The 25248-nt window shown below is 55.2% G+C and carries 31 protein-coding genes; 9 read left to right on the forward strand and 22 right to left on the reverse strand.

Going from position 1 to position 25248, the window contains the following annotated elements:
- Window positions 1-84: 84 nt before the first annotated feature.
- Genes ACIOWA_RS20960 through ACIOWA_RS20975 form a run of 4 tightly spaced genes read right to left on the reverse strand, consistent with a single transcriptional unit; the run spans window position 85 to window position 3303 of the window.
- Window positions 85-714, reverse strand: coding sequence for a radical SAM protein (locus ACIOWA_RS20960; RefSeq protein ID WP_401161688.1), 630 nt, complete (start codon window positions 712-714; stop codon window positions 85-87).
- A 43-nt stretch (window positions 715-757) separates the two neighbouring features.
- Window positions 758-1573, reverse strand: a complete 816-nt coding sequence (locus tag ACIOWA_RS20965; protein WP_401161690.1) for an inositol monophosphatase family protein — start codon at window positions 1571-1573, stop codon at window positions 758-760.
- Entirely contained in the window at window positions 1570-2628 is a 1059-nt protein-coding gene (locus ACIOWA_RS20970; protein ID WP_401161692.1) for a hypothetical protein, read from the reverse strand. Before ACIOWA_RS20970 ends, ACIOWA_RS20965 begins: the two co-directional genes overlap by 4 nt.
- A gap of 33 nt (window positions 2629-2661) precedes the next feature.
- Window positions 2662-3303 carry an MATE family efflux transporter gene (locus ACIOWA_RS20975; RefSeq protein ID WP_401161694.1) on the reverse strand — a complete coding sequence of 214 codons (642 nt, stop codon included), beginning with the start codon at window positions 3301-3303 and terminating at the stop codon, window positions 2662-2664.
- Between the two features lie 274 nt (window positions 3304-3577).
- On the opposite strand from ACIOWA_RS20975, the gene ACIOWA_RS20980 reads away from it, so the two are divergent.
- Window positions 3578-3901: a hypothetical protein gene (locus ACIOWA_RS20980; protein WP_401161696.1), complete on the forward strand. Its 324-nt coding sequence runs from the start codon at window positions 3578-3580 to the stop codon at window positions 3899-3901.
- Between the two features lie 137 nt (window positions 3902-4038).
- Here ACIOWA_RS20980 and ACIOWA_RS20985 read toward each other — a convergent pair whose 3' ends face one another.
- The 4 genes from ACIOWA_RS20985 to ACIOWA_RS21000 form a co-directional block, all read right to left on the reverse strand.
- Window positions 4039-4695 carry a hypothetical protein gene (locus ACIOWA_RS20985; RefSeq protein WP_401161698.1) on the reverse strand — a complete coding sequence of 219 codons (657 nt, stop codon included), beginning with the start codon at window positions 4693-4695 and terminating at the stop codon, window positions 4039-4041.
- Window positions 4692-5099 (reverse strand): hypothetical protein, encoded by a 408-nt coding sequence (locus ACIOWA_RS20990; protein WP_401161700.1) that lies wholly within the window; start codon window positions 5097-5099, stop codon window positions 4692-4694. The genes ACIOWA_RS20985 and ACIOWA_RS20990 overlap by 4 nt, the downstream gene beginning before the upstream one ends.
- A 275-nt stretch (window positions 5100-5374) precedes the next feature.
- Complete coding sequence (locus ACIOWA_RS20995; protein WP_401161702.1) at window positions 5375-5980, reverse strand: pyridoxamine 5'-phosphate oxidase family protein; 606 nt, start codon at window positions 5978-5980, stop codon at window positions 5375-5377.
- A 19-nt stretch (window positions 5981-5999) separates the two neighbouring features.
- The gene (locus tag ACIOWA_RS21000) at window positions 6000-6485 is read right to left on the reverse strand and encodes an N-acetyltransferase (RefSeq protein WP_221730747.1); all 486 of its coding nucleotides are present in this window, start codon (window positions 6483-6485) and stop codon (window positions 6000-6002) included.
- 236 nt (window positions 6486-6721) lie between these two features.
- Here ACIOWA_RS21000 and ACIOWA_RS21005 point away from each other — a divergent pair, with 236 nt between their 5' ends.
- Window positions 6722-7066, forward strand: a complete 345-nt coding sequence (locus ACIOWA_RS21005; protein WP_025112862.1) for a YciI family protein — start codon at window positions 6722-6724, stop codon at window positions 7064-7066.
- Window positions 7059-8288, forward strand: a complete 1230-nt coding sequence (locus tag ACIOWA_RS21010) for an RNA polymerase sigma factor (RefSeq protein ID WP_339430920.1) — start codon at window positions 7059-7061, stop codon at window positions 8286-8288. Before ACIOWA_RS21005 ends, ACIOWA_RS21010 begins: the two co-directional genes overlap by 8 nt.
- Window positions 8289-8384: 96 nt before the next feature.
- On the opposite strand, the gene ACIOWA_RS21015 is transcribed toward ACIOWA_RS21010, so the two are convergent.
- The gene (locus ACIOWA_RS21015) at window positions 8385-9239 is read right to left on the reverse strand and encodes a LysR family transcriptional regulator (protein WP_401161705.1); all 855 of its coding nucleotides are present in this window, start codon (window positions 9237-9239) and stop codon (window positions 8385-8387) included.
- 89 nt (window positions 9240-9328) lie between these two features.
- On the opposite strand from ACIOWA_RS21015, the gene ACIOWA_RS21020 reads away from it, so the two are divergent.
- Window positions 9329-9760, forward strand: a complete 432-nt coding sequence (locus tag ACIOWA_RS21020; protein ID WP_339430918.1) for a multidrug/biocide efflux PACE transporter — start codon at window positions 9329-9331, stop codon at window positions 9758-9760.
- A 34-nt stretch (window positions 9761-9794) separates the two neighbouring features.
- Here ACIOWA_RS21020 and ACIOWA_RS21025 read toward each other — a convergent pair whose 3' ends face one another.
- A complete protein-coding gene (locus ACIOWA_RS21025; protein WP_339464038.1) occupies window positions 9795-10550 on the reverse strand; it encodes an SDR family oxidoreductase in 756 nt (251 codons plus the stop codon).
- Between the two features lie 119 nt (window positions 10551-10669).
- Here ACIOWA_RS21025 and ACIOWA_RS21030 point away from each other — a divergent pair, with 119 nt between their 5' ends.
- Window positions 10670-11566, forward strand: coding sequence for a LysR family transcriptional regulator (locus tag ACIOWA_RS21030; RefSeq protein ID WP_339495409.1), 897 nt, complete (start codon window positions 10670-10672; stop codon window positions 11564-11566).
- A gap of 39 nt (window positions 11567-11605) precedes the next feature.
- On the opposite strand, the gene ACIOWA_RS21035 is transcribed toward ACIOWA_RS21030, so the two are convergent.
- Window positions 11606-12628, reverse strand: coding sequence for a transporter (locus ACIOWA_RS21035; protein ID WP_401161708.1), 1023 nt, complete (start codon window positions 12626-12628; stop codon window positions 11606-11608).
- Between the two features lie 276 nt (window positions 12629-12904).
- Between ACIOWA_RS21035 and ACIOWA_RS21040 the strand changes: the two genes are divergently transcribed.
- On the forward strand, window positions 12905-14527 hold the full coding sequence (locus ACIOWA_RS21040; RefSeq protein ID WP_339430914.1) for a methyl-accepting chemotaxis protein: 1623 nt from the start codon (window positions 12905-12907) through the stop codon (window positions 14525-14527).
- A gap of 284 nt (window positions 14528-14811) precedes the next feature.
- Here the strand turns inward: ACIOWA_RS21040 and ACIOWA_RS21045 are convergent, their stop codons facing one another.
- Both ACIOWA_RS21045 and ACIOWA_RS21050 read right to left on the reverse strand, forming a co-directional pair.
- Window positions 14812-15117, reverse strand: coding sequence for a PepSY domain-containing protein (locus ACIOWA_RS21045; RefSeq protein ID WP_339538076.1), 306 nt, complete (start codon window positions 15115-15117; stop codon window positions 14812-14814).
- A gap of 139 nt (window positions 15118-15256) precedes the next feature.
- The gene (locus ACIOWA_RS21050; RefSeq protein WP_339430912.1) at window positions 15257-16384 is read right to left on the reverse strand and encodes a glycerophosphodiester phosphodiesterase; all 1128 of its coding nucleotides are present in this window, start codon (window positions 16382-16384) and stop codon (window positions 15257-15259) included.
- A gap of 220 nt (window positions 16385-16604) precedes the next feature.
- On the opposite strand from ACIOWA_RS21050, the gene ACIOWA_RS21055 reads away from it, so the two are divergent.
- Window positions 16605-16931, forward strand: coding sequence for a DUF2025 family protein (locus ACIOWA_RS21055; RefSeq protein WP_339430911.1), 327 nt, complete (start codon window positions 16605-16607; stop codon window positions 16929-16931).
- A gap of 126 nt (window positions 16932-17057) precedes the next feature.
- On the opposite strand, the gene ACIOWA_RS21060 is transcribed toward ACIOWA_RS21055, so the two are convergent.
- Window positions 17058-17372 (reverse strand): antibiotic biosynthesis monooxygenase, encoded by a 315-nt coding sequence (locus ACIOWA_RS21060; RefSeq protein ID WP_339430910.1) that lies wholly within the window; start codon window positions 17370-17372, stop codon window positions 17058-17060.
- Window positions 17372-18076: a CTP synthase gene (locus ACIOWA_RS21065; RefSeq protein WP_339495411.1), complete on the reverse strand. Its 705-nt coding sequence runs from the start codon at window positions 18074-18076 to the stop codon at window positions 17372-17374. The genes ACIOWA_RS21060 and ACIOWA_RS21065 overlap by 1 nt, the downstream gene beginning before the upstream one ends.
- Window positions 18077-18091: 15 nt before the next feature.
- Between ACIOWA_RS21065 and ACIOWA_RS21070 the strand changes: the two genes are divergently transcribed.
- A complete protein-coding gene (locus ACIOWA_RS21070; protein ID WP_401161712.1) occupies window positions 18092-19033 on the forward strand; it encodes a LysR family transcriptional regulator in 942 nt (313 codons plus the stop codon).
- Here ACIOWA_RS21070 and ACIOWA_RS21075 read toward each other — a convergent pair whose 3' ends face one another.
- The 3 genes from ACIOWA_RS21075 to ACIOWA_RS21085 form a co-directional block, all read right to left on the reverse strand.
- Window positions 19034-19558 (reverse strand): DUF1003 domain-containing protein, encoded by a 525-nt coding sequence (locus ACIOWA_RS21075; RefSeq protein ID WP_339430907.1) that lies wholly within the window; start codon window positions 19556-19558, stop codon window positions 19034-19036.
- Between the two features lie 169 nt (window positions 19559-19727).
- On the reverse strand, window positions 19728-21047 hold the full coding sequence (locus ACIOWA_RS21080) for a PAS domain-containing methyl-accepting chemotaxis protein (RefSeq protein WP_339430906.1): 1320 nt from the start codon (window positions 21045-21047) through the stop codon (window positions 19728-19730).
- 383 nt (window positions 21048-21430) lie between these two features.
- Window positions 21431-22039, reverse strand: coding sequence for a TetR/AcrR family transcriptional regulator (locus ACIOWA_RS21085; protein WP_339464041.1), 609 nt, complete (start codon window positions 22037-22039; stop codon window positions 21431-21433).
- Window positions 22040-22252: 213 nt separating this feature from the next.
- On the opposite strand from ACIOWA_RS21085, the gene ACIOWA_RS21090 reads away from it, so the two are divergent.
- Entirely contained in the window at window positions 22253-23308 is a 1056-nt protein-coding gene (locus tag ACIOWA_RS21090; protein ID WP_339495413.1) for an MBL fold metallo-hydrolase, read from the forward strand.
- Window positions 23309-23320: 12 nt separating this feature from the next.
- Here ACIOWA_RS21090 and ACIOWA_RS21095 read toward each other — a convergent pair whose 3' ends face one another.
- The 4 genes from ACIOWA_RS21095 to ACIOWA_RS21110 form a co-directional block, all read right to left on the reverse strand.
- Entirely contained in the window at window positions 23321-23641 is a 321-nt protein-coding gene (locus ACIOWA_RS21095; protein ID WP_339430903.1) for a helix-turn-helix transcriptional regulator, read from the reverse strand.
- Window positions 23628-23996, reverse strand: coding sequence for a type II toxin-antitoxin system RelE/ParE family toxin (locus tag ACIOWA_RS21100; protein ID WP_401161715.1), 369 nt, complete (start codon window positions 23994-23996; stop codon window positions 23628-23630). Before ACIOWA_RS21100 ends, ACIOWA_RS21095 begins: the two co-directional genes overlap by 14 nt.
- 41 nt (window positions 23997-24037) lie before the next feature.
- Complete coding sequence (locus ACIOWA_RS21105) at window positions 24038-24355, reverse strand: XRE family transcriptional regulator (RefSeq protein WP_401161717.1); 318 nt, start codon at window positions 24353-24355, stop codon at window positions 24038-24040.
- Between the two features lie 93 nt (window positions 24356-24448).
- A complete protein-coding gene (locus ACIOWA_RS21110) occupies window positions 24449-25216 on the reverse strand; it encodes a helix-turn-helix transcriptional regulator (RefSeq protein ID WP_339495415.1) in 768 nt (255 codons plus the stop codon).
- Window positions 25217-25248 lie beyond the last annotated feature (32 nt).

Here is a 25248-nt window from a genome sequence, read left to right on the forward strand (position 1 = left end):
CTCGGCGTCGGCGAAGGTCATCTGCTTCATCGGAAAACTCGGCGGGTGGAATCTGGGGATTTTGCCAAAATCAGAAAGTCTTTTTCAGAGTTTTCTTAGGTCTAAATGCATTGAGTAACCTTTATCATAATTTGGGATCGTGCCCCCGTTAAACAAAACTCTCTTGTACCGTCCATTTTCGACCTTGGTGGCTATCTCTACGGCTTCTCCTGCTAAATCACCTTTGATACGCATTTTGTGGTCGGAGAGGTTTTCTCTGGCTGCGCCAAGAGAGCAAAATTTACACTCGCGACCATTGTTGAAGTAATAACAGTGACCTGGTGAAAATATCCCAAGGGTGGAGTTTCCATATACGGTTAAATGTGTTTCGAATAATTCACCGTTGCTTAATTGTTTTCCATAGGATATCGGTCTGGAAGGAAATGTAATTTTTATGGTTTTGCTTCCATACTTTAATGCTGGATGCCCTTGTGCTAAAACGATTTTATATACTGAGTTAGGGTTGTAGTTAGCGGTCGTGATAATTTGTCCGTCGAGCATTATTTCCTGCGGCGTGTGGATGCTAGATTCAAGTATTACACTGTCACCTGTGCCATATGCTCTTCTTTTCTCAATGTGATTCGTTTGGTGCTGAAAATAATCCAGAAATTCTTTAGAGAAATTAATGCCATTGGATAATAGTTTGAGTTTTAAGCTGACTGTTTCGAATAACATGATTCGTCTCCAGTTCTATGAGTTATAGGAGTGATGTTATAAGTTATTTTGTGGATAGGGCTATTAATGTTCCATTGTCTGATACAGATGTTACTGAAGGTGGGGAGCTAGTTCTTATACGACCTTTGTCGTCGAATAACGCACCACCCGCTTCTCTGAGTACCAACTCTGCGGCGGCAATATCACAACTTCGTTCGTGTCCAGGTGGGCCTACGTCAATAAAAGCATCCAGAACCCCGGCAGCAATAAGACAGATTTCCAATGAGGAACAGGAATAAATTCGGACTTTAGCCGCTGACCATATGATGTTTTCAATTCTGGATCTTTCCTGAACGTCTCGGGGGCGATGGAAAGAAACTCGCATGTCTGCTAAAGAGTGGGTGGTGCGTGTCCGAAGTCTTTTTACAATTATTGAGGATTGTAGATATGCTCCCTCGTTTAATGCCGCCGTGTATACCAAATCTCTTGATATGTCATAAACCCATCCAAATATATATGCGCCATCGTGATAAAGAGCCACACTTGATGTGTAGCCAGGAAAACCTAGAGTCGCATTGTGCGTACCGTCTAAGGGGTCTATAAGAAGTGAGTATTCTTCTTTTTTTTCGAGGGCGGTAAAGTTGTCGCTTTCTTCCGAGTATGTTGCGATTTTAAAACTGAGAGTTGATAGGCACTTAGATAATATGTTTTGGCAATCTAAATCTGATTGTGTTTGAACGTTGTTCCATTGATTTTGTGATATGTCGTAGTCAGGTAAGCATGCGAGCGTCCCGGCCCAATAGCGACGTAGTTTCTTTCTGGCTTCGTAGAGGCATTCTTCCAGTTCGGAAACGTGTTCGTCCTTGAATAAAGCTCTCATATCGACTTCTCAGCTATAAGTTGTGTGTGCCAGGTTTCTCTATTGAGACGCGATGCGTAGAGTCTTACTTCAAATAATTTTCCTCCATAAATTGCATAGTCCGCGCTCATGAATGCGCTAAAGGTTTTTGGGAAAAGTGCGAGGGTTTTAATGTCAGCGTCATAACCTAGTTTTTTCCTAATCATGTTACCCGCTTGTCTAAGGCTTCCTCCTGTATATGACTTATCTATAATCAACCATGGTTCATTTGTAATTTCACTATGAGGGAAGATATCCAGAAATTCACTATCGCGTGTCAATAGACTTGCGTCGTTTTGTCGATGAATTTCTGAAAAGAATATTTTTTCATCTCCAGTTGCTGCGAGATAACCAAGAGCAAGAGGTAGACCGGCTGATAACAAAAACAGTTTGTTCTTTGATAGTGTTTTTATTTTATGCCAAAGTGGATGGTCTTCGTAAATGTATCTGGTATTCAAGGTAAGGCAATTGTCCCAGTGCTCATGCGATATATAAGCACTGTAGAATGCGCAGAAACGATTGTGGAAGTTAATGGTGTTATCGTTAGTATTTATGAGTAATCGGTTTTTCGAGATGCCACGTGTTGTTGGCTGTTTGGTTGCTGGTTGTTTATGTTTGGTTGGTTTAGGCAGGATTTTATTAATTAACTGAGTTTTAAAATCAAACAGCTTCTGCTTGCATGGGCCAGAAATAGCTATTTCTGGCGTCAGGCCATCGCCTAGTATTTTTCGTATGTCTTCAAATTTTGATTGATCAATGGCGGAGTTTATTTGGTGCCAGGTTTTAACTATCTGTAAATCAGACATGCAATTAAAAGCGGGTTCAAGATTGCTTAAGTCGCAAATCATCACTTCAGGATGGCGTAGTTCGAACAAGGTTCGTTGAAGATGGCAGCCACTGTGTATCGCATTACGGTAAACGTAATAGTCGTTCGTTTGTAATCCGCTCAATGTTCGCCAGGCATGATGTTCGCTAATTATCGTCGTTAATGTTAAGTTTTGATTTTTGGTGTCGGTCAGTGAGGAAGTCTGTGTCATAGTTCGAACCTCGAAAAACTAAGTTAGTAAAGGTTACGGCAGTTTTGGGCGAGATAGGTTTTCTTTGGCGTTGGTTTTTGCATGATGTAGGGTATGCCTTAATCTCCAGGATAGAAGCAACATCAGAATAAATGAGCATGCTACTAAAGCTAGGAATATGGAGTGAACGGTATATTCGTACAGCGATAATAGGATTGCTGACGAAAACACACCAAAAACGTTCAGTGTCAGTATTGTCATTATAGTGGGTGGCCAAAGATCATTCATGCCTCTCAAAGTCAATCTTGTGACAACATAAATGAACTCAAATATTAAGAAAGGTATTGAGATTATAATATTTTTTTCTATAAGTAATCTTGTTGCTGTGTCGGATGTGTAGATTAGAGAAATATCTTCATTTAATAAAAAACACGCCGCCAGGATTGGAGTTAGTACAAATAGTCCAAGCCAGATTGCCTGGCTGTGAGTCTTTGAAATTGCTTCGAAGTCCTTTGTGGCGTAGTGGCGTGCAGTCATTATTCCTGCCGCATTTCCTATTCCGATAGAAATCATATAGATAATGCTGGCTGCATGAATAGAAGCTTGGTATGCAGAAAGGCTGATGTCGTTTATATGTTTTGATATCAAAGAGAGCAAAAGGAACAGAAGGCTTTCACTACCAAAGCACAGTGCCATAGGGAGTCCGTAAATCGTGTACTTTATATAATCACCTTTTGATAATTTTTTGCGGGCTGAAAAGCTATTTAAGTGTCTTCGTATTGTGATTTTGAAAAATGCTAGCGCCGCGAATGAGAATAAATAACGCAGGCAAACGTACGTGATAATAAAGTCGGATAAATTTATATCTGTGCCTATGCTTATGTATACGATACATATTAATGCGAGAGCGCTGTTCAGTAGCCATGTGAACGTGAGTTCGTATTGCGTTTTTCTAATGCCGTTATAGAAGTTGAAAATTGTAATCTGGAGATATACGGCAGGTATTGAAATTGAAAGTATTAAAAGGGCTTTAAAGTCGTCAGGGTTGCTGGGTTCTGTTTCTAGTTCTGACGAGATTTTACCTGCTAAAAATATTATGCATAAAATTATAAATCCAAGAGAAATTGCAAGATTGAATGATGCGGCTATTTCGGACTTGATTTTGTCTGTATTTAAATTGGTCGCCCCTGCTACGGTTATTAGTGTGTTCGAAAAAAATCCGATGCCGACGACTGTCAGAAAAGATAATGACGCCAAGGCAAATGAAGCTGCACTCAGCGAGTCGACAATGTAATGGCCAATAAAGGAGAAGAAAATCAGTGATCCAATCATATCTCCCAATCTGCAAAATATTAACGGTGCAGATAATCTTAGGATTTCCATACAATGAGCCGCTTGTGGCGTTCCAAGGGGAGGGCTAACTGTGAGTGTTTAATCCCATTCTTTGAGTAAGGTTGTCAGGCGCGGGGTCTGGGAAGCAGCAAAGTATTTTTTTCTGAAGTAGTACTCGCACATTGAGATTTTATGTTTGGTTTGTTTGCGCTCGTTGAACTCATTATCTAGTGCGGCAAGAGAAGTTTTTGTCGTTGGATAGATGTCTTTTGTTTTTAGCAGGTCCTCAATTGCCAGGAATACCAAGTCCATGTAGTCCAGTATCTCTTGGATGTAGGATCTGCATTCCGTTTCTGTAGTTGCTCCTTGCCTGGATAAAGCAAAAAACTTGTTTTTGATGGTTTCGAATCCTTCAACTCGATACATATTTGAGTATACCCACTTATAGTGCTTGTTCGAAGTGCCAGTGAGGTAGGTGAAACTCATGGAAATCTTTAGCATCATGTCTCTGGCTATCTCACAACCCATCCATAAATTTCCTGACTGCCAACAACCTTGAATGTCCTGAAACGCGTAAAAGACGGGGAGTTTCTCACGATGTGCAATGTAGATGTGTTTGTCCAAAGGGATTCTTGATTTTATAGATTTGAATCTTTCTTCGTTTGTAATTGCATGTCCGATAATAGAGCGATGAATGATGTTGTTTTCTGTATTTGTTAGTATCGGGTTATATAGGAAGCGCTGATCGGAAATCACCTCGGTAAACGCCTTTTCGATTTTTTATATATATCTTCAATTTCCGAGAAGGTGATGTAGTCAGCGTCAATGTGGATGCTTGAGTCTCCATAGAAATCGGTTGTATTGTGGACTTCTTCGTTTTTCGTGATATGGCGATAATCTTCGTCTGTGACAAACGCGTGTTCTATATCTTTAATGCTTCTCGCTGTAGGGCGTTGCTCGCAGAGAATGATGCAGTCGATGTCGGAGTGTATCGTTCCTATGCCCTCTATGAGAGAGCCAGAAACAATAAGGATACTTGTCGGTTCTAAAAAAGCTTTCTCTCGAATATAGGTTTTCGGAATGGAGATTTTTCCATTTAATATTATTATGTCATTGTTTGTAATTTTTGACTCTGAGGTTTTAATTAGAGTGTTTGTCACACGGTGCTCCCCGTAAGATGTCGAGTGCGGCTGTGCTTTAAGTGTTGGTCTCCATACCGGAGCCCGCTTTTCGAAAATGGTAAATCTATTGAGTAAGTAATAAATTCGCATATGGCTAAAACCTAGAGTGTTTGACAGTGGGTCGTCAATCTCTAGGGAGAAAATCAGAATTTACTTACAGGGTTATATGAGTTTTGGCGAGTTGAGACTTTCTGAGTGGGATAACTCTTACAGGATGATTCCACAGTCCTGTAAGAGAACATCAGATCTGTTTTTTAGTAGAGGCTTTCACGCGTTCGTTTCGGCGCTTCGCGGTCGTAGCTTTCGGCATCAAACTCGCCGTCATTCAGGCGCCTGTGGAAAGCGCCTGCGGAGGGCAAGGCCGAGCGCAGCAAATGCGTTTCAGGGTTCCATGCATCCGAGCGCACAAACGCTTTGGAACAATGGAAAAACGCCGCTTCCACCGTCACCAGCAACACGGTTTTCGCCGGTTTGCCGTTCACTGCAAAACTCTCCAGCAACGCTGGCTCAGCACTGATAGACGCCGTGCCATTGACCCGCAACATCTCGCCAATCCCCGGAATGATGAACAACAGCGACACTCGCGGATCGTGCAGCACGTTGCGCAAGGTATCGATGCGGTTGTTGCCCGGGCGATCCGGCAGCGCCAGCGTGCGCTCATCGATGATCCGCACAAACCCCGGCGCATCACCGCGCGGTGAATTGTCGAGGCCTTCGGTGCCCACCGAGCTGACGATCACCAGCGGCGAGACCCGCACCATCGCCTGATAGTCTTCGTTGAGAAAAGTGATCTGCTTGCGCACTGAACGCTCGTGAGGCAATCCGTAAATGGCTTCCAGTGCGTGGATTGAATCGATCATCGTGCATCCCCTCGATGATTTAGAAGAACAGCCCCATGCGTCGCTCGTAGCCGATCCGGCCCTTGTACGCTTCGCCGCTGTCGACGAAGCCGTGTTTGGCGTACAGCGCGATGGCGGCGTCGTTGTCGGCGTCCACTGACAATTCCAGGCCTTTGATTTCCGGCCACGCCTGGCGCGCGACCTCCGGCAACGCTTGCAGGCATGCCTTGCCGTACCCCTTGCCCTGTGCCCGATGATCGACCTGCAAGGCATGCAACGTGGCGCTGTGTTCATCGGCCCAGGCCGGTAAAACCGGTGGGCGCTTGAGCAACAGGAACGCTACTGGCACTTCGTCCGCCAACAGCGCAAAACCCTTCACGCCGGGCGCCGGTTTCGACAGCAAAGTGTGCAAGGCACCGTGGATATCACCGGAGAACTTGATCTGCTCGGCGCGAATTTCAATGGCCTCGACCTGCTGACGCTGCAAAGCGTTGAGGCTGTCGTAGGGCACGAGTTTGGCTGACACGGGAATTTCCTTTTTCCTACAAAGATGAGCCCGGATTCTAGCGACTTTGCCCTCCTCGGAAATTTTTTGTTTCGTCTGTCGATCTACCGATTCGCCGAACGACTAAAGGTGTCTTCACAACAAAAGATGGATAGGTGCCCCGGCTCGCCTATCTTCATGTTCGAGGAAATCGCCATCGAACCATCAGTAGCCCTGATCTTCAGCCATAGTTGATCCGTTCGAATCAGGAGAACGCCATGAAATATCTATGCCTGGTCTACAGCGATGAGCGCTTGTTGCACTCGTCGCCAGACAGCCCCGAAGACGCCGAGTGCTGGGCCTACGCTGAGTCGATTCAAGGCAGCGGGCGGATGGTCGCCGCCCAAGCGCTGGAATCGGTGCAGACCGCCACCACGGTACGCATGCGCAACGGCAAGTTGTCGATCACCGACGGCCCGTTTGCCGAAACCAAGGAACAGTTGGCCGGTTTCTATCTGATCGACGCCAAGGATCTCAACGAAGCGATCCAGGTCGCCGGTAACATTCCGGCGGCGCGGGTCGGCAGCGTTGAAGTTCGCCCCGTGCGCCAGTTGAATGTCTGAGGTCAGGGCGCGGGTCGAACAGGTCTATCGCGAAGACTCGCGGCGGATTCTGGCGACGCTGATTCGTCTGCTCGGCGATTTCGACCTCGCCGAAGAAGCCTTGCACGAGGCGTTCTTCGTCGCGGTCGAGCGCTGGCAGCATGACGGCGTGCCGGACAATCCGCGCACCTGGCTGGTGTCCACCGGGCGCTTCAAGGCGATTGACGTGTTGCGCCGGCGCGCGCGTTTCAAGGCTTCTCAGCCGCTGCTGCTGGCGCAACTCGAAGCGTTGGAGCAGGCCGACTGGAGTGGTGAAGATGTGGAGGACGATCGCTTGCGGCTGATCTTCACCTGCTGTCACCCGGCGCTGGCGGCGGATGCGCAAGTGCCGCTGACCCTGCGCGAAGTCTGCGACCTGACCACCGAGGAAATCGCTCGCGCATTCCTGTCGGCGCCGGCAACGATTGCCCAGCGCATCGTCCGCGCCAAAGCGAAGATCCGTGATGCAAAAATCCCTTATCAAGTTCCCGGTCTGAGCGAATTGCCTGAGCGCCTCGACAGCGTGTTGCGGGTGATTTATCTGGTATTCAACGAAGGTTATTCGGCGTCGATGGGCGCCGAACTGATCCGCGAGGACCTGACCCGTGAGGCCATTCGGCTTGGGCGCTTGTTGATGGAGTTGCTGCCGGAACCCGAGGTCATGGGACTGCTGGCGCTGATGTTACTGCACGAGTCACGCAGACCGGCGCGCACTTCGCCGAACGGGGAGTTGGTGCTGCTGAGCGATCAGGATCGCTCGCGTTGGGATGCCGGGTTGATTGCCCAAGGCTGTGCGCTGGTGGAGCGTGCGCTGACTACGCGGCGGTTCGGGCCGTATTGTCTGCAAGCAGCAATAGCGGCGGTGCATGCCGAGGCGGGATCGGCAGGGGAGACGGATTGGCAGCAGATCGTCGGGCTGTATGACGTGTTGTTGCGGGTGCTGCCGTCGCCGGTGATCGAGTTGAACCGGGCGGTGGCGGTGGCTCAGCGTGACGGGGCCTTGGCCGGGTTGAACTTGATCGAGGGGATTCTGGATCGTGGCGAGTTGCAGGATTACCACTTGGCACATTCGGCGCGGGCGGAGTTCTGTCGGCAGTTGGGCAGGGTGGAAGAGGCGCGGGTGGCTTATTCACGGGCGCTGGAATTGACGCGGCAAGCGCCGGAGCGGCGGTTCATTGAAGCGCGCTTGCTAGCGTTGGACTGATCCGAACGGGGCGCTGGCCGTACCGGCCTCTTCGCGAGCAAGCCCGCTCCCACAGGGGATTGGGGGTGGTCATGGAGTTTTGGCATGGCCGCCACGCTACTCCAGCATCTTGCTCAATAACCAGCTCCCCGCTGGCCCCGGCGGATGCAGCCGCGACCACAAAGCATCGACAAACACCGGTTTCGGCCAGCCGCGCACGTTCAGTTCCACCAGCGTGTCGTTGCCGAAACGCCCCACCAGCCAACGCGGCAGCGGCGCCCAGCCGAAGCCCATTTCGGCCATTTCCATCAGCATCAGGTAACTGGGCGCCGACCACACACGGCCCTTGGCGCGACTGTCGTATGGATTGACGATCGTCGCCAGGCGCAGTTCGCGATGTTGTTCCAGGATCGCTTGGTCGATGTGCTTGAGCGTCGTCAGTGCATGCTCGCGGCTGACGAACAGGGCGATATCGGTGCGCTCGGCGACGGTGGAGGCCAACAGATCCGGCGGGTAGCTGTCTTGCATCTCGGCGAAGGCCAAATGCGCCCGACCGCGCTGCACCAGTTCGATCAAGTCGTCGCACTCGGCAATCAAACACTCCAGTTCCATATCCGGATAACGCTGCTCGAACCCGATCAATGCCGCTTCAAAGCGCGCTGATTGATAGGTGTCGGAAATCGCCACGGTCAGCTTTGGCTCAACGCCTTGGGACAATTGCCGAGCGGTGATTTCCAGGCGGCTGCTGGCCGTGAGAATCGCCTCAGCCCGTTGCAGCATCACATGGCCGGCGGGGGTGAGGGTCGGCTTGCGGCTGCTGCGATCGAACAGTTGCAAATCCAGATCGATCTCAAGGCTGGCCACCGCTGCGCTGATGGTCGACTGACTGCGCCCCAGTTTGCGCGCCGCCGCCGAAAACGAGCCTTGGGTCGCCGCTTGAACAAACGCCAACAACACTTCCTGCGAGATCATCAACTATCGCCTTGATCGATGGTTATTGGTTATGAAGTATCGGTTCGGTGTTGGATCATGGCAACCACCTTCACTCAAGGAGTCAGGTCATGACTGCCAACAAATCCATCACTGAACGTATCTTGCAGGCTGTCGGTTTCGAACTGTTGGCCATTGTGATCTGCACACCGTTGCTGGCGTGGATCATGCAAAAACCATTGCTCGACATGGGCGCGGTGACGGTGTTGATCGCGTTGCTGGCGCTGGGTTGGAACGTGGTGTTCAACCGCTTCTTCGACCGCCTGCTGGAGCGCCTGCACATTGCGCGCAACGCTTGGGTGCGAGTGGTGCACGCCTTGTTGTTCGAGGGAGGCTTGATCGTGATGGGTGTGCCGCTGATTGCCGGGTGGCTGTCGGTCAGTTTGTGGCAGGCGTTTTTGCTCGACATCGGCGTGTTGCTGTTCTTTCTGCCGTACACCTATGTGTATCACTGGGGTTATGACGTGGTGCGCGAGCGGGTCTTGAAGACCCGCCCGGTCTGAGCAGCAAACGTCATCTGTGCCTCAGTCTTGAGGCTCAGAGAAACATGCCGCCCGAAGCCTCAACCCGTTGACCATTGATCCACTGCCCACCCGGTGACAACAGCAACGCCAGCGCGCCACCAATGTCATCCGGCTGCCCGGCACGGCCCAGCGCGGTGTTGCTGGCGACCATGGCGTTCACTGCTGAGTTGTCGCGCACTGCGCCGCCGCCAAAATCGGTTTCGATGGCGCCCGGCGCAAGGATGTTCACGCCGATCTGTCGTGCACCCAACTCCTTGGCCTGATAACGGGTCAACACTTCCATCGCACCTTTCATCGCGGCGTAGGCGCCGTAACCCGGCAGGCTGAAGCGGGTCAGGCCGCTGGAGATGTTGATGATGCGCCCGCCATCGTTGATCAGCGGCAGCAATTGCTGGGTCAGGAAGAACGGCCCTTTCAACTGGATGTTCATCAACAGGTCGAACTGCTCCGGTGTGGTTTCGGTGAACAGGGCGTGCACGCCGATGCCGGCATTGTTGATCAGGAAATCAAAGCGCTGACGTTCAAAATGTTTGAGCGCGTGCTCGACCTGCGCGGCGAAATCGGCAAAGCCTTCGCTGCGACCCACGTCCAGTTGCAGCATCACGGCGTTGGCGCCGAGTTGTTCCAGTTCAGTCACCAGCGCTTGGGCTTCATCGGCGCGGCTGTTGTAAGTGCCGATGATGTCGATGCCCTGCGCGGCGAGGTGCAGGGCGGCGTTTTTGCCCAGGCCACGGCTGGCGCCGGTGATCAATGCGATTTTGCGATTCATGGGGCTTCCTCAATGGCGGTGAGTGGATGGAGCAAAGTTTATTTATCCGCCCTTAGGTGATAAACAGAGCTAAACCGGAATCACTGGTCGAATAAACCGAACAATCAGCGAGTGTCCCGATGAACAAACTGGAACTGCTGCGCACCTTCGTCCGGGTCAGCGAACTGTCGAGTTTCACCCTCGCCGGGGAGAGCCTCGGCTTGCCGCGTTCTACCGTGTCCGAGCATGTGCAGGCGCTGGAAACGTTGCTTGGCACGCGGCTGCTGCAGCGCACCACGCGCAAAGTGCAGGCAACACAGGACGGTTTGGTGTTGTACGAGCGGAGCAAGGATCTGCTTTCGCACATGGACGAGATCGAAGGCCTGTTTCGTCAGGACGAGGCCTCGCTGACGGGGCGGATTCGCGTCGACATGCCGAACATCCTGTCGCGGCGACTGGTCATGCCGCGCCTGCCGTCGTTCATGGCGCGCCACCCCAATCTGGAACTGGAAATCAGCAGCACCGACCGCCGGGTCGATCTGCTCAGCGAGGGTTTCGACTGTGTGGTGCGGATCGGCGCGCAGCCCGATCAATCGGTGGTAGCCCGGCATCTGGGCGACTTTCCCATGATCAACTGCGCCAGCCCCGCTTATCTGGCGCGCTACGGCGTGCCGCAAACGCTGGAGGATCTGGCGCAGCATCGGCTGGTGCATTACGTCGGTGTTTTGGGGGCGCGTTCGGAAGGCTTTGTCTACGAGGAGGGCGGCCAGGTCCGGCGTTTGCCGATGGCTGGCAGCGTGACGGTCAACAGCACCGATGCTTACGAGTCGGCCTGCCTGGGCGGTTTTGGTCTGGTGCAGGTGCCGCGCACCGGCATGCAGCCGCATCTGGATAACGGCGAACTGGTGACGGTGCTGGCGCAGTACACCGCGCCAGCCATGGCGATTTCGTTGCTGTATGCGCGGCAGCGGCATTTACCGCTACGCGTGCGGGTGTTCATGGATTGGCTCGGTGAGGTGATCCGTTCAACCCTCTGACCCACATCGTTGTCTGTGATGGGCACAAAAAAGAGTGGATCAGTAATCGCCACGTTTACGAAACGCCCAGCGCCCGGCGATCACGGTAAACGTCGCCACCAGCGCGACCAGTATCCAGAACCCTTGCGGGTCTTGCGACAGCGGCACGCCCCCCACATTCATGCCGAAAAAACCGGCAATGATGTTGATCGGCAACGCCAGTACCGTCACCACGGTCAAGGTGAACAGCGTGCGGTTGCTCTGTTCGTTGAGGTTGGCGGCGATCTCTTCCTGCAGCAACTTGATCCGCTCACCAAGGGCGGTGAGGTCGTTGATGATCAGCGCAAACTCCTCGGTGGACTTGCGCAACTCCTTCACGTCCTCCTTCTGCAACCACGGCGGCGGACGGTTGAGCAGGCGCAGTAAAGAGCCGGGTTCGAGCGCCAGTAATCGTTGCAAGCGCACCAGCACCCGCCGGTTGGCACCGAGTTCGGCGCGGTTGGTCGACAGCCGCGAGGAGAGCAATTCGTCCTCGACCTGATCGACACTCAGGCTGGTCTTGCGCACGATCTGCGTCAGCACTTCGCCCTGATCGCGCAGCAAGTGCACAAGCAATTCCGAGGGCGAGCGAAAGCGCTCGCCGGCCTTCACCGACGAGCGCAGTTTGTCCACCGAGTGCAACGGTTGCAGGCGCGCGCTGACAATCAGTTTGCTGCGCACGCAGACCCACAGCGTCGACACATCCGACGACACCATGCTGCTCAGGTTGAACACCACGTCGTTGACCACCGCCAACAGCGCCGCGTCGACATGCTCGATGCGCGTCGAACGCGAGCCCTCATGCAACGCTTCGAAAAATTCTTCAGGCAATTGCAGATGGCTTTTCATCCAGCGCTCGCACGCGGCGTGAGCCAGATTGAGGTGCAGCCAGAGGAATTCATTGCTGTCGCTGTCACCTTGCAGGCAGCGCAATGCGGTGGCCGAATCGATTTCGCGACCACGCTCACCCGGCAGAAAACGGAAGCCGTAGAGCAAGCCAAACAAGTCCGGGTCGCGATGACTGATATCGAGGCTGTGGTTCATGGAGGCTCGCTGCGAGGAGGGCGGTTGGCGCAGGGGTTACAGGTTCACCTGAGGGGCATCATCGCAATGTCACATGACGTTTGCGTGACAAAAAAAATGACGTCAAATCAAAGCGCTACCGGCGGTCGGGAACCTCTCAAGAACGGCTTTGGCGCGCCGATCACGGGTACGTTAGGTTGCGCACCGTTGGCCACGCCACGGTTCGCCGACAGGGAAGTCCGGCCACTTTTTCACGCCTGAAACAGGCGTGCCTCATCCCTGCCATGAGTACCTGCAATGCTGCAAAAATCCCTGAGAGCGCAAATTCTCGCCCTGCTGAGCGGCAGCCTGCTAGCGATGCTGTTGATCGCACTGGCCTGCTTTCATTTCCTGTCCAACGGCGTGCAGAGCTACAGCCGATTGATCGCCGGTCCGTTGCACACCTCGCAACTGATCGACGAAGCCAACCTGCAATTCAAAGTGCAGGTGCAGGAATGGAAAAACGTCCTGCTGCGCGGCAAGCAACCGGCGGATCTGAGCAAGTACTGGGGGCAGTTCGAAGATCGTCAGCGCGATGTACAGAACATCCTCGGCGAACTGGCCAGCCAGAAGAGTATCGATCCCGGTTTGAAAACCCGTATCGAACGTCTGCGTGACGAGCATCGCCAACTCGGTGCCGCTTATCAGAAGGGCCGCGATGCCTATGTGGCCGCCGGTGGCGATCCGGTTGCTGGCGACAACGCCGTCAAAGGTGTCGACCGCGCCGCCAGCGAGCAAATGAGCGAACTGGTGGCCGAGTTGCGCAAACAGGGCACCGAGCAATCGGTATCGATCAGCGCCGAAGCCGATCGCACCGTCTGGCTTGGGCTGTTGGTGATGCTCGCGTCGGGCCTGTTGATCGGTGTGTTGAGCCTGTGGCTGGTCAACCGCAACCTGGTTGAGCCGATCCGCAAGCTGATTGATTACGTGACCCAGTTGAGTCGCGGCAAACTGGCCGAGCGTGTGGTCAGCGACCGTCAGGACGAGTTGGGCAACCTCGCGGCCGCCGCCAACACCCTGCGTGATTTCCTTGCTGAAACCTTCACTCGCCTGCAACGCAGCGCCAGCGATCTGGACAGCGCCAGCGGCGAATTGAACGCCATCGCCACCACCATGGCCGGCGGCACCAACGAGCAGTTCAACCGCACCGATCAGGTGGCCACGGCAATGAACGAAATGTCCGCCACCGCCCAGGAAGTCGCGCGTCACGCGGCTGACGCTGCGCGTGCTGCCGACGATGCCGACCAGTCTGCCCAACAGGGTGAAAAGGTCATGCAGAGCACCATTCACTCCATCACCCAGATGCGCAGCGAAATCACCAACACCGCCACGGTGATCCGTCGTCTCGAAGCCGACAGCGGCCGTATCGGCAAAGTGCTGGAAGTGATTCGCGGCATCGCCGAGCAAACCAACCTGCTGGCGCTGAACGCGGCAATCGAAGCGGCGCGGGCCGGTGAGGCAGGGCGCGGTTTTGCCGTAGTGGCTGACGAAGTGCGCAACCTGGCGCAGCGCACGGCGGAGTCGATCATCGAGATTAACCAGATCATCCAGAACGTGCAGACCGGTGCTGTGGACGCCGCGCAAGCCATTGACAGCGGTCAGGCCCGCAGCGACGAAAGCGTTGAGCAAGTCACTCAGGCCGGCGCGATGCTGGAGCGCATCACCCACGCCGTCGAAGCGATCCGCGACATGAACCGCCAGATCGCCACGGCGGCCGAAGAGCAGACGTCGGTGGCCGAGGACATCTCGCGCAACCTGACCGAGATCACTTCGATTGCCAGCACCAACCTCGACAACGTGCAGCGCACCGAAAGCGCCAGCCAGAACCTGCACGGCCTGTCCGGGCAACTGAACGAAGTCACCGCACGCCTGAGTGCCTGACTCGTTGGCTGTGTACCGGATCGGATACCGAGACGGTACACAGTCAATCTCAATTGGCGGCGAGCATGATCGATGACCGGTTATCTATAACCGGCATTGGAGCATTCCCATGGTCGGCCTCAGTTCTGTATCGATCAATCAAACCCTCGCCACGGCGACCCGCAAAACGTCGATCAGCGAAGTCAGTGAAGACACCTCCACCACGGCATCGGCCAGCACCTTTGCTGTCAGGCACAAAAAAGCCGCGCGATCCAGTGATCGAGCGGCTTGGTGTGCAAGGTGTATCAGCTATCCAGTTTGTTGCTCAGCACCTTGCCGGTGGTGGCATCAAAGTCCACGTCGTACTCTTTGCCGTCGGCAGTTTTGAGTTCGACTTCGTACTCATAACCGTTGAAGTGGTTATCCAGATCGGTGTCGGTGATGGTCGCCCCCGGGTGCAGTTTCAGCGCTTCCTGATTCATGCTTTCCAGCGATTTGATCTTGCCGGATTTGACCAGTTCGGGGATCTGATCGACACGCACATCAGCCTGGGCCAGGCCTGCGGTGAGGGTCAGAGCGGCGGCGGCAAACAGGGCAGTCAACGTTTTCATCGGGTCATTCCTTGGGTTGTTTGTTGAAGTGGCCTCAGGTTAACCACCGCAACTTAATTCACCCTTAAAACACCGCATCGTCCGCAGAATGCTCTTGTGGGAGCGAACCGGCTCGCGATGCGGACACCCCGGTGGCCGATCAGAAGCCGTTGTTCTTCAACACCTGATCAACGCTGGCCGCTGCCGGGCGTTTGTAGAACTTCAACAGTTCGCTGGCGCGGTTGGTGAAGATGCCATCGACGCCTGCGGCCATGACCTTCTCGAAGTCCACCGGCTCATCGGCGGTGTAGACGTGCACCAGCAAGCCTTGGTCGTGGGTGTATTGGTTCATCCAAGGCTGCACCAGATCCGAGTAGCTCTGGTCGCCGCCATGGGTCAGCTTCGCCGAAGGGCCGGTACCGATGGCACCATGCGCCTTGGCGAAGTCGACCCACTGCTTGAACTCGGCATCGGACTTCGGTTCCTGTTTACCGTAAAACGCGTTTTTGTCCTTCTCGCCAGACTCGGCAAAAGTCACCTTGGATTTCGGCTCCATGCCGCCTTCGCCCACCCACAGCAGCAGGATTTTCGGCACTTGCGGCATTTCCTTTTGCAGCAGTTCGAGGCTGTTCTTCTCGAACGTTTGCAAGATCACCCGGCCTTTACCCTGACCGACGCTCGTTTCGCTCTTCGCCAGTTTCGAACCGGCCCGGCTCAGCCAGCCGCGATCCTGCAGTTTCTCTTTCAGATCGTGTTCGATCCCGGGGAACAGTTGCGGCTCTTTGGTCTCGATATACAGACCAGGTTTGTGCGCTGGGTTGGCCTGGGCAATATTGATGATTTCATCGAGGGTCAGAATTTTCAGCCCCGCGTAAGACGAGCGTGCGCGATCCGGGTAGGCCTTGTTGTACCAGCTACCGGCGTCGAGGGTTTTCAGCTCGGCCATGGTGAAGGCATTGGCCGGGCTGTCTTTACGATCCGGGAATTTGGTCGCGACGTCGGTGGTGCGTTGCAGGTTGTTGTCGTGCAGGGCGAACAGCACGCCGTCCTTGCTGCGCTGCAAATCCATTTCAAGGTAGTCGGCACCCAGATCACGGGCCAGTTTGTAGGAAGCGGCGGTGGATTCCGGGGCGTCGAAGGACGCGCCACGGTGGGCAATCACCGCCGGATGTGGAATGCCATGAGCGGCGGCGACTGCAGCAGGATCAGTCTGGCTGGCGGCATGCGCCTGACCAAGTCCGAGCAGCAGGCTTAGCATGAGGGCGCTTTTGGTGAACGTGGCGGGCATGTTCGAGTTCCTTTCGCAGGGCAGTTTCAAAGACGTACCTTTTAACAACTGAATCGATTGCCCGCCATCGCCAGACCGACATAAACGTATTAAAAGCGATTTTTCCTGCACTTTTGTGTCGCCGTTTGCAGTACGCTTGCCCTCGGCAGACGCTCCGGCAGAGAGCGCGCCGTCCAATGCCCTGCGTGTAAACCATCGATCATTTTTCGTGAGGTTTATCATGCACATCACCTCCCAACTCATCTGCCAGGCCGCCGACGACCTCAAAGGCTTTGTTGGCCTGAACCGCAAAACCGGTCAGTACATCGTGCGTTTCAGCGAAGATTCGTTCGGCATGGACGTGGCCGACGACGGCATTATTCCCGCCAGTGAATTCGTCTGGGCACCCGCGTCGCCGCAGACCATGACGCTTAAACGCGAGTTGATTCAGTTGTTGCTGGATCAGAATGTCGATGACCGCCTCAACATCACCGAGCCGTTGCGCGTTTACATGCACAAGCGCGAAGTACCAGAGATTGTGGCGGTGCGCAGTCTGGTGCGGGGCTGAGGGTTTTTCGTGACGGTGAGTGCCTCTTCGCGAGCAAGTCCGCTCCCACACGGGCTCTGTGGCGCTCACCAATCACCTGCGGGAGCGGGCTTGCTCGCGAAGGCGGCCTAAAGCACGGCACAGCACCTACTGCCCAAACCGATACTCACGCTCAACCCTGCACACCCGCGTATGGAACGCCGAATACCAGATCGAGCGCCCTCGTTCCTGGATCACCCGATGCTCAGGATTTTGTCGCCACGCTAAAATCGCCGCCTCACTCTCCCAGTACGAAACCGTGATCCCGACACCATCCGGCCCGCGAATCGAATCAATTCCAAGAAACCCCGGCTGTGCGCCCACCAACGCCATCATGCGCTCGGACGCCTCGGCATAACCGTTGTCGCCCTCGGTGCGGGTTGAATTGAAAATCACCGCGAAACAATCTGTAGTCGGCTTCATCAACGTTGCTCCTTGCAAGCCTCGACAAACGCTCGCACCAACGGCGGCATCTGGCCCTTGAGCGCCGCACGTTCCGGTTGAAACAACGTTGCGACAAAAAAACGATGATCCTTGAGTTCGAATGCCCGCAAATCCCCCGCTGAATCATGCCCCACCGCCTGGAGCTGATGTTTGAGAAGGTCACTCGCGTAGTGTGGATTCACACCGTAGCGGCAGCGATAGCCTTCATGAATCTGCGACGTTTCGTACGCTTGGGCGATCAACGAACCGGGCAGCAGATGAATGCTGTCCACGGCGTCGATCAGCGAGCAGATCAGAGGCGTGAGCACGGCTCGCTCTGAATCGGGTGAGGTTTCGCCATGCTCAGCGTCGGCCCAGCCCAGCACATGGCGGGAAAATTCCAGCACGGCATGCTGAAAACCGCCGCAAGTGCCGAGGAAAGGGCGCTGCTGCTCGCGGGCAAAACGGATCGCCCGCAGTGCGCCAGCTTCACTTTTGTAAGGACTGGCCGGCACGCACCAGAAACCGTCGAAGCCTTCCAGTGGTGTATCGGCGTGGATGTGTTCGGTGGCCAACCAGTCCAATTGCACAGGGTGGCCGAGGTGTTCGGCGACCAGACCGAGTGCCACGGGGATGGCTTGATGGGCGGTGACTAGCGGGTCGTAATCGCCGATCAGGGCAATGCGGATGACGCGGCTTTCCATGGGGGTTCCCTGCGCTTGTTGATTGATGGCGTCCACTATAGATTGGCGTTCACGCACTCAATATTGGCGTTTACCCAAGTGATCAATGCACCGACGCACTATCGGCTCGACTATCCGGATCTGGCCCTGATCCTCGCTTTGGTGCGCGGCGGCTCTCTGGCCCGGGCCTCACAGCTGCTGAAGGTTGACGTGTCGACGGTGTTCCGCGCCGTGCGCCGTCTGGAGGCTGCCCTTGGCCGCGAATTGTTTGAAAAAAGCCGCACCGGCTATTTACCGACGACGCTTGCACAGACGCTGGCCGAGCAGGCCGAACGTGCCGAGCAAGCACTGGACGCCGCGCGGATCGGCGTGGAGCAGGGGGGCGAAGTGATCAGCGGCACGGTGCGCCTGACGTGTACCGACTCGGTGTTGCAAGGCTTGCTGCTGCCGGCGCTGGCGCAGTTCATGCCCAACTACCCGGCACTGACCCTCGAATTGAGCACCTCCAACGATTTCGCCAACCTTAGCCGTCGTGACGCCGACATTGCCCTGCGCCTGACGCGCACACCGCCGCAACATCTGGTCGGACGGCAACTGGCGAAGATTTCCTACCGGGTCTGCGCCAGCGCGCGCTACTTGGACAGCGTCGATGCGTCGGATCTGACAGCGCTGACCTGGATCGCCCCGGATGACTTTCTGCCCGATCATCCGACGGTCGCCTGGCGTCGTCAGCACTTGCCCGGCGTGACCCCGGGCTATCGCTGCAACAGCATGCTGTCCGTTACTGAACTGGTGCGCGCCGGCCTTGGTGTCGCGGCGTTGCCGGACTTCTTGATCAGTGACGGTTTGCAGGCATTGAGCGAGCCGTTGCAGGGCTACGACACCGCCCTGTGGTTGCTGACCCGCCCGGATTGCCGGGCGTTGCGCTCGGTGGTCACACTGTTTGATGAGCTCGGGCGAGCCCTGCGTCTGTCCTGATCAACGCAGTGCGTTCTGACACACATGCGCGTGTAACTCTTTGGTCAGGCCTTCGATGCGTTCGCTCAGGTCTCTGGTCATTTCGGTGAGGCGGGTGTTTTGTTCCAGCAGTTCAAGCAATTGCGCGGTGTTCTTCGCGGCCTGGGCCTGGCGCTCGGTGTTGGCTTGCGCCAGGGCTTCACGGTGCTGCGCGTCAGCGTCGGCTTGCGCCTTGTCGCGTGCAGCCTGACGGGTTTGCGCCAGCAGGATCAACGGCGCGGCATAAGCGGCCTGCAAGCTGAACGCCAGGTTCAGCAGGATGAACGGGTAGACGTCGAATTGCGTCACACCCCACACGTTGAGGCCGATCCACACCGCGACAATCAATGTTTGTGCGCCAAGGAACAGAGGCGTGCCGAAGAACCGCGCAAACGCCTCGGCCCGCAGCGCGAATTTGTCGTTGCCGAAGGTTGTGGCGAGGTGGGCGTGAGGGCGGTGGAAGCGCAGGTGGTCGGTGGCAGGTGTTTCAGCTTTTTCAGTGGTCATGATGCACTCGGCAGGGCTTGGGACGTTCAGTCACTATAGCGCTGCGTTTTGGCAGCCCGCGCGCGCGCAGGTTAAGTCGTCGTACACAAATTGTGTGGTTGACTCAATCTCTGTGGGAGCGGGCTTGTCCGCGATGGCCGCGACTCGGTCTACCAGCGATGCACAGATATCAGCCTGGCGCGTGCTCGTTGGCAAACATGCTGACCGCCTGCACCGCTTCACTGGCGCCGTCGCGAATCTGCAAAATCACCGTGCCCGCCTGATTCGCCAGTTCAACGCCTTGCGCCGCGCGACCTCGGGTGCCGTCCATACTTTTGATCGCTTGCCGGGTCTCGTTCTGGATCAAGGTGATCATGCCGGAAATCTCCGCCGTCGAACCGCTGGTGCGCGCCGCCAGTTGTCGCACCTCGTCGGCCACTACCGCAAAACCGCGACCTTGCTCACCGGCGCGCGCCGCTTCGATCGCCGCGTTGAGCGCCAGCAAGTTGGTCTGATCGGCAATCGCACGGATGGTGTTGACGATGGCGGTGATCTGCTCGGAGCGTTCGCCCAGTTGCGCAATCAAGGTTGAAGACTGGGCAATGTCCTCGGCAATTTCGCGCATTTCGCTGGCGGCCTGCTGGATCACCTGTGTGCCTTGCTCGGCGACTTTTCGAGTCTCCACCGAGATGTGATAAGCCGCGCTGGCGCTGCGCGCGTCCTGTTCGTGCTGCACCACGCGGGCGGTAACGTCCGAGGCAAACTTCACCACTTTGCACAAGCGCCCGGCCGCGTCGTAGACCGGGTTGTAGTTGGCCTCAAGCCATACCGTTTGCCCACGTTTATCAATGCGTTCGAACTGTCCGTGGAAAAACTCGCCCTGGTTCAACCGACGCCAGAAATCCTCGTATGCACTGCTGTTGACCCGTTCAGGGGGACAGAACAAGCGGTGATGTTTACCTTTGAGTTCGGCGAGTGTGTAACCCATGCGTGTCAGAAAATTCTGATTGGCCGTAAGAATACTGCCGTCAAGGTTGAACTCGATGACCGCCATCGCCCGGTCGATGGCCTGCAACTTGGCGTTGGTCTCGCTTTCCTGCTGCATTTTGGTGGTCACGTCCATGGCGTACTTGACCACTTTCACCACACGTCCCGAAGCATCCTTGATCGGGTTGTAACTGGCCTCGAGCCAGATGGGCTCGCCCTTGCTGTCGACCCGTTCAAAGGTGCCTGACAGAAACTGGCCGTTCTTCAGTTGTGACCACATTTGCGTGTACTGAGCACTGCGGCCGAACTCCGGCGTGCAGAAACGTCGATGTGGCTGGCCGATAGCCTGCTCGGGCGTGTAACCCATGGTCTTGAGAAAGTTGTCGTTGGCACGCAACACCACGCCCTCAAGGTCGAATTCGATCACCGCCATCGAGCGATTGATCGCATCGAGCAGGCCGGCTTGCTCGGTGAGGGTTTGCTGGAGATCGTCGATGACGGACTTCTGGCGATTGAAAAACATGCTCGCAGTACTCTGGAAATAGGTTGGGTCAAGGATTCAGTCCTTATTCCCGCGCTGGCAGGCCGAATGCGCGGGCGGCATTCGGCGTTGGCGGCTCAATGCCAGCATTCCATGACTGACAGCTCGCTACTTATACAAAACTTCATAAACTTGTACAAGAAAGTAATTTTTATACAACTTTGTATAAGTTTTTAAGGGGCAATGTGGCAAGCTTTCAAGCAGGTGCAGGCGACGCTGATGGCGCTGTGAAGCTTTAATTTAAAGGCGTTTAGCGCTTTTTTGGATCCGTTTTCAGTTGCGGGCGACCTTGTACAAGTTTTTAGGCCGTGCCAAACCGATACTCAGGCTCACTCAACAGCGCAGGCTGGGTGACGAGAGATGAGTCAGCGTTGATAACGGGCCAGAAACATTTCCAGTGCCGATTCGGCGACGGTGTTCTGCATGTCGGCATCGAGAGCAGCGCGGCCCATCGACATTTGTGGCCAGAAGCCAAAGGCCTTGAGCAGCCCCTGCACCTGGTGCGTAGCGAACTCCGGGTCAACCGGTTTCAGTCGGCCATCGGCCTGCGCGGCACGAATCCACACAGTCAGACTTCCCTCGTGTTCACCCATGCGCTCGACCATGTTTTGCGCGCGCTCCGGGGAATGAACGGTCGCGGCAATTGCCACCCGCGCCAACGTGAGGAAGTTCTCGTCCGCCATCATCTGCACCTTGGCCTGCAATATTTGCCGCAACTGATCGCTCAACGGCTGATCGGGGCGATAAATGACTGATGGCTCGTCGCTGATTCGTGCCCATAACTGGTTAAGAATTTCGGCGAAAAGCGCTTCTTTGCTGGGGAAATGGTTGTACACCGTGCGCTTGGACACACCTGCGGTGGCGGCGATCTTGTCCATGCTGGTGATCTCGAAACCGTTGGCGCGGAATTCGGCAATCGCCGCTTGAATAATGGCTTCGCGTTTACGGTCGGTGAGGCGCTGTGGAGCAGTCATAGATACGCTTCGGCAAGGAGGAGATGAAATTACACTTGGCAGTTTACTTGCCATGCGCTTTCATGCAACCTAGAAACTACACCGATCAGTGTAATGTTGCGTTAATCCACGCAGCCTAAAAACCAGACAGTTCGGCCTAGGCGTGCAGCTTGGCCATTTATCGTCCCACCGTGGAAAACCGCGAATGACGCGGTTTTCTGGAGTCATTCAGTCATGGCCAATCCAGATTCGCTCCCGGATAAAAATTCCACGCCTGACGCCTCTCGACAGGATCAGGGGCTGTTTCGCAATCATGCGCCGGTGCAGCGCGAAGGTTTTCGTAAAACGCTGCGGATTATATGGAACATGATCTTCCACAAACCGCACAACACCCGTCCCGCCGCTGCCATTCCGGTACAGCCGCTGACCCGTGAAGACCTGCTGGCCGCACCAAACCAAAGTATTTATCGTCTCGGTCACTCGACCTTGCTGCTCAAGATGCAGGATAAATTCTGGATCACTGACCCGGTCTTCGCCGAGCGCGCATCGCCGGTGCAATGGGCTGGCCCGAAACGTTTTCACCAGCCACCGATCAGCATCAGCGAATTACCGCCGATTGAAGCGGTGATTCTGTCCCACAACCACTACGACCACCTCGATTACGAGGCGGTACTCAGGCTGGCCGCCAAAACCAACCTGTTCCTGACCCCGTTGGGCGTCGGCGATACCCTGATCAAGTGGGGCATTGATGCCAACAAAGTTCGTCAGTTCGACTGGTGGCAAGGCACCGAAATCGCCGGCATCCGCTTCATCGCTACGCCGTCGCAGCACTTCTCCGGCCGTGGCCTGTTCGACGGCAACAGCACGCTGTGGGCGTCATGGGTGATGATCGACGCCGACACGCGGATCTTCTTCAGCGGCGACAGCGGTTACTTCGACGGCTTCAAGCGCATCGGCGAACAGTACGGCCCGTTCGACCTGACCCTGATGGAAACCGGTGCTTACAACGTCGAATGGCCACATGTACACATGCAGCCGGAACAAACCCTGCAAGCGCACATCGACCTCAAGGGTCGCTGGCTGTTTCCCATCCACAACGGCACGTTCGATTTGGCGATGCATGCCTGGCATGAACCGTTCGACCGCATCCTGTCACTGGCCTGGGAACGCAGTATTTCGATCACCACCCCGCAAATGGGCGAGGCGTTTAACATCGCTCAGCCGCAGCGTGGGAATGCGTGGTGGTTGGGGGTTGAGGAGGAGCGTGAGGCCATGGTCCAGAATGCGTGATAGGCGTTCGTGTTAAGCGAACACCACTTCAATACGTCCCTCTTTCCGTGAACGGGGGGCCGATTTCACTACGATCTGTACGTCTCGTCCCAAGTGTGAAAGGCATTCCATCATTTTCGCTTCACTGATACCGCGGAATTTTCCTCGCAGCATCTCTGAAAGTTTGGGTTGTGAAAGCCCCAGAATCTCCGAAGCCTGAATTTGGGTGAGATGGCGCGCCTTGATGATCTCGCCGATTTTTGCTGCGAGCTGCGACTTAACCTGCATTTCACTGGCATTGGGCAACTCCAGATCTTGATAGACGTTCCCGCTGCTTTCTTCAATTTCTATCATTTTCTGATCCTTTCGCATGATCCTGAGCGGCTCGAAGTCTATTTCTGATCAGGTCGATGTCGGACCGGGCGGTTTTAACTCCGCTTGTCGACTTCTTCTGAAAACAGTGCAAAACGTAAATGGCACTGCCGAAACGAACTGTGTAAATGGCGCGGTAAGTGTTGGTGTCGAAGTCTTCGATCAACTCTAGGACACCCGCACCTCCGAAACCTTTCGGGGGTTTTGCATCTGGGTACTTCAAGCCACTTTGGGCTAAATCCAGTGCATGACCAAAAACGTCCTGTACCTCAGTGGGCATCTGCTTGAGATCTTTTTTACTACTGCAGACCCACAAGAGCGGCTTCCTTGCACTCATGCGGAATATACCTATATGGGGATAAAAATCAACGTGTACTTTTAATCAGCCATCGCATAACCCCCACGCCCCGCCGATTCCACAGCCATCCCCGCCAAACTCGCACTGCGCCCCGGCGCAAACCCGGGGAAGAACACCAACCCCTGCGCCTCAAACCGATACGCCAGCGCCAGGCGCGCCGCATCGGCGAGCTCTTGCTGCGCCTCGAACCGTTGAATGTCGGCTACCGAAACTTCGGCTTCCCGCGACAACTGCTCCACGCTCCAGCCCAGCATCGCTCGGGCCTGGACGCAGTGAGTCGGGGTGAACTGGAAAAGGGCAATGCGTTCGAGGATATGGTTCATCGCAAGAGAGGCCATGGTGTGCTCCGGGCTCAAGAGTGCTGATTGAAAATACACTGTGTTTTTGTACAGTTGTTTTTGGCCGGGATCAAACGCAATTTTTGATTTGCCTCAATTAGCCGCCTCCAACCAGACGGACGGTGCCTGACCGAGAATGCGCCGAAACATCGTCGAGAACGCTGCCGGGCTCTGGTAGCCAAAATCCAGGGCAATCCGCGTGACCGCTTCACCCGACGCCAGCCGCGCCAATGCCTGTATCACGCAGGCTTGTTGTCGCCATTGACTGAAGCTCAACCCGGTCTGTTGCCGAAACATTCTGTTGAAGGTACGCAAGCTTATGTGTAACTGGTCCGCCCATTCCTTTGGTGATTGATGGGCGTACGGTTGATGCAGAAAGTTCTGACACAGCGCGAGCAGTTTTCCCTCAGTCGGCAAGGGAATGTGTAAGGGCAATGGCGCACTGCGCACCAGTTCATGCAGTAACAGATCGATCAACGCGCCGTCGCGGCCGCTCAGGTCATAGGTCAGCGGCACGTCGACCGCCTCCATCAGCAAATGCCGCATCAGTGGCGACACACTGACCACCTGACAGCGGCCACCCAAGTCCACCGCGCCCGGTTCGATGTACAAACTGCGCGTGCTCACGCCGAGCATCAACACCTCGTGCGCCACCCCCGGCGCAATCCACACCGCGCGCTGCGGCGGCACCACCCAGTTACCGTCATGGGTGCTGACCTGCATCACCCCGGTCGCGCCGTACAACAATTGCGCGCGCCGATGCGTATGAAACGGCAACAGATGACCGTGGGAATAATCCGTACCGATCGCCACCACCGGGCGCGGCGTGTCATCCAGCAGATTAATCGAAACATTGCGCATTGAGGGATCTCAACCATTGGCGTAAACGCAAA

This window comes from Pseudomonas sp. NPDC087614 (genome assembly GCF_044743485.1).
In the GTDB taxonomy this organism is placed as follows: domain Bacteria; phylum Pseudomonadota; class Gammaproteobacteria; order Pseudomonadales; family Pseudomonadaceae; genus Aquipseudomonas; species Aquipseudomonas baetica_A.

Coding starts and splice junctions, on each gene's coding strand:
- ACIOWA_RS20960 (WP_401161688.1), bottom strand. CDS start 714: ATGTTATTCGAAACAGTCAGCTTAAAACTCAAACTATTATCCAATGGC.
- ACIOWA_RS20965 (WP_401161690.1), bottom strand. CDS start 1,573: ATGAGAGCTTTATTCAAGGACGAACACGTTTCCGAACTGGAAGAATGC.
- ACIOWA_RS20970 (WP_401161692.1), bottom strand. CDS start 2,628: ATGACACAGACTTCCTCACTGACCGACACCAAAAATCAAAACTTAACA.
- ACIOWA_RS20975 (WP_401161694.1), bottom strand. CDS start 3,303: ATGGCACTGTGCTTTGGTAGTGAAAGCCTTCTGTTCCTTTTGCTCTCT.
- ACIOWA_RS20995 (WP_401161702.1), bottom strand. CDS start 5,980: ATGATCGATTCAATCCACGCACTGGAAGCCATTTACGGATTGCCTCAC.
- ACIOWA_RS21005 (WP_025112862.1), top strand. CDS start 6,722: ATGAAATATCTATGCCTGGTCTACAGCGATGAGCGCTTGTTGCACTCG.
- ACIOWA_RS21010 (WP_339430920.1), top strand. CDS start 7,059: ATGTCTGAGGTCAGGGCGCGGGTCGAACAGGTCTATCGCGAAGACTCG.
- ACIOWA_RS21015 (WP_401161705.1), bottom strand. CDS start 9,239: ATGATCTCGCAGGAAGTGTTGTTGGCGTTTGTTCAAGCGGCGACCCAA.
- ACIOWA_RS21020 (WP_339430918.1), top strand. CDS start 9,329: ATGACTGCCAACAAATCCATCACTGAACGTATCTTGCAGGCTGTCGGT.
- ACIOWA_RS21025 (WP_339464038.1), bottom strand. CDS start 10,550: ATGAATCGCAAAATCGCATTGATCACCGGCGCCAGCCGTGGCCTGGGC.
- ACIOWA_RS21030 (WP_339495409.1), top strand. CDS start 10,670: ATGAACAAACTGGAACTGCTGCGCACCTTCGTCCGGGTCAGCGAACTG.
- ACIOWA_RS21035 (WP_401161708.1), bottom strand. CDS start 12,628: ATGAACCACAGCCTCGATATCAGTCATCGCGACCCGGACTTGTTTGGC.
- ACIOWA_RS21040 (WP_339430914.1), top strand. CDS start 12,905: ATGCTGCAAAAATCCCTGAGAGCGCAAATTCTCGCCCTGCTGAGCGGC.
- ACIOWA_RS21045 (WP_339538076.1), bottom strand. CDS start 15,117: ATGAAAACGTTGACTGCCCTGTTTGCCGCCGCCGCTCTGACCCTCACC.
- ACIOWA_RS21050 (WP_339430912.1), bottom strand. CDS start 16,384: ATGCCCGCCACGTTCACCAAAAGCGCCCTCATGCTAAGCCTGCTGCTC.
- ACIOWA_RS21055 (WP_339430911.1), top strand. CDS start 16,605: ATGCACATCACCTCCCAACTCATCTGCCAGGCCGCCGACGACCTCAAA.
- ACIOWA_RS21060 (WP_339430910.1), bottom strand. CDS start 17,372: ATGAAGCCGACTACAGATTGTTTCGCGGTGATTTTCAATTCAACCCGC.
- ACIOWA_RS21065 (WP_339495411.1), bottom strand. CDS start 18,076: ATGGAAAGCCGCGTCATCCGCATTGCCCTGATCGGCGATTACGACCCG.
- ACIOWA_RS21075 (WP_339430907.1), bottom strand. CDS start 19,558: ATGACCACTGAAAAAGCTGAAACACCTGCCACCGACCACCTGCGCTTC.
- ACIOWA_RS21080 (WP_339430906.1), bottom strand. CDS start 21,047: ATGTTTTTCAATCGCCAGAAGTCCGTCATCGACGATCTCCAGCAAACC.
- ACIOWA_RS21085 (WP_339464041.1), bottom strand. CDS start 22,039: ATGACTGCTCCACAGCGCCTCACCGACCGTAAACGCGAAGCCATTATT.
- ACIOWA_RS21090 (WP_339495413.1), top strand. CDS start 22,253: ATGGCCAATCCAGATTCGCTCCCGGATAAAAATTCCACGCCTGACGCC.
- ACIOWA_RS21095 (WP_339430903.1), bottom strand. CDS start 23,641: ATGATAGAAATTGAAGAAAGCAGCGGGAACGTCTATCAAGATCTGGAG.
- ACIOWA_RS21100 (WP_401161715.1), bottom strand. CDS start 23,996: ATGAGTGCAAGGAAGCCGCTCTTGTGGGTCTGCAGTAGTAAAAAAGAT.
- ACIOWA_RS21105 (WP_401161717.1), bottom strand. CDS start 24,355: ATGGCCTCTCTTGCGATGAACCATATCCTCGAACGCATTGCCCTTTTC.
- ACIOWA_RS21110 (WP_339495415.1), bottom strand. CDS start 25,216: ATGCGCAATGTTTCGATTAATCTGCTGGATGACACGCCGCGCCCGGTG.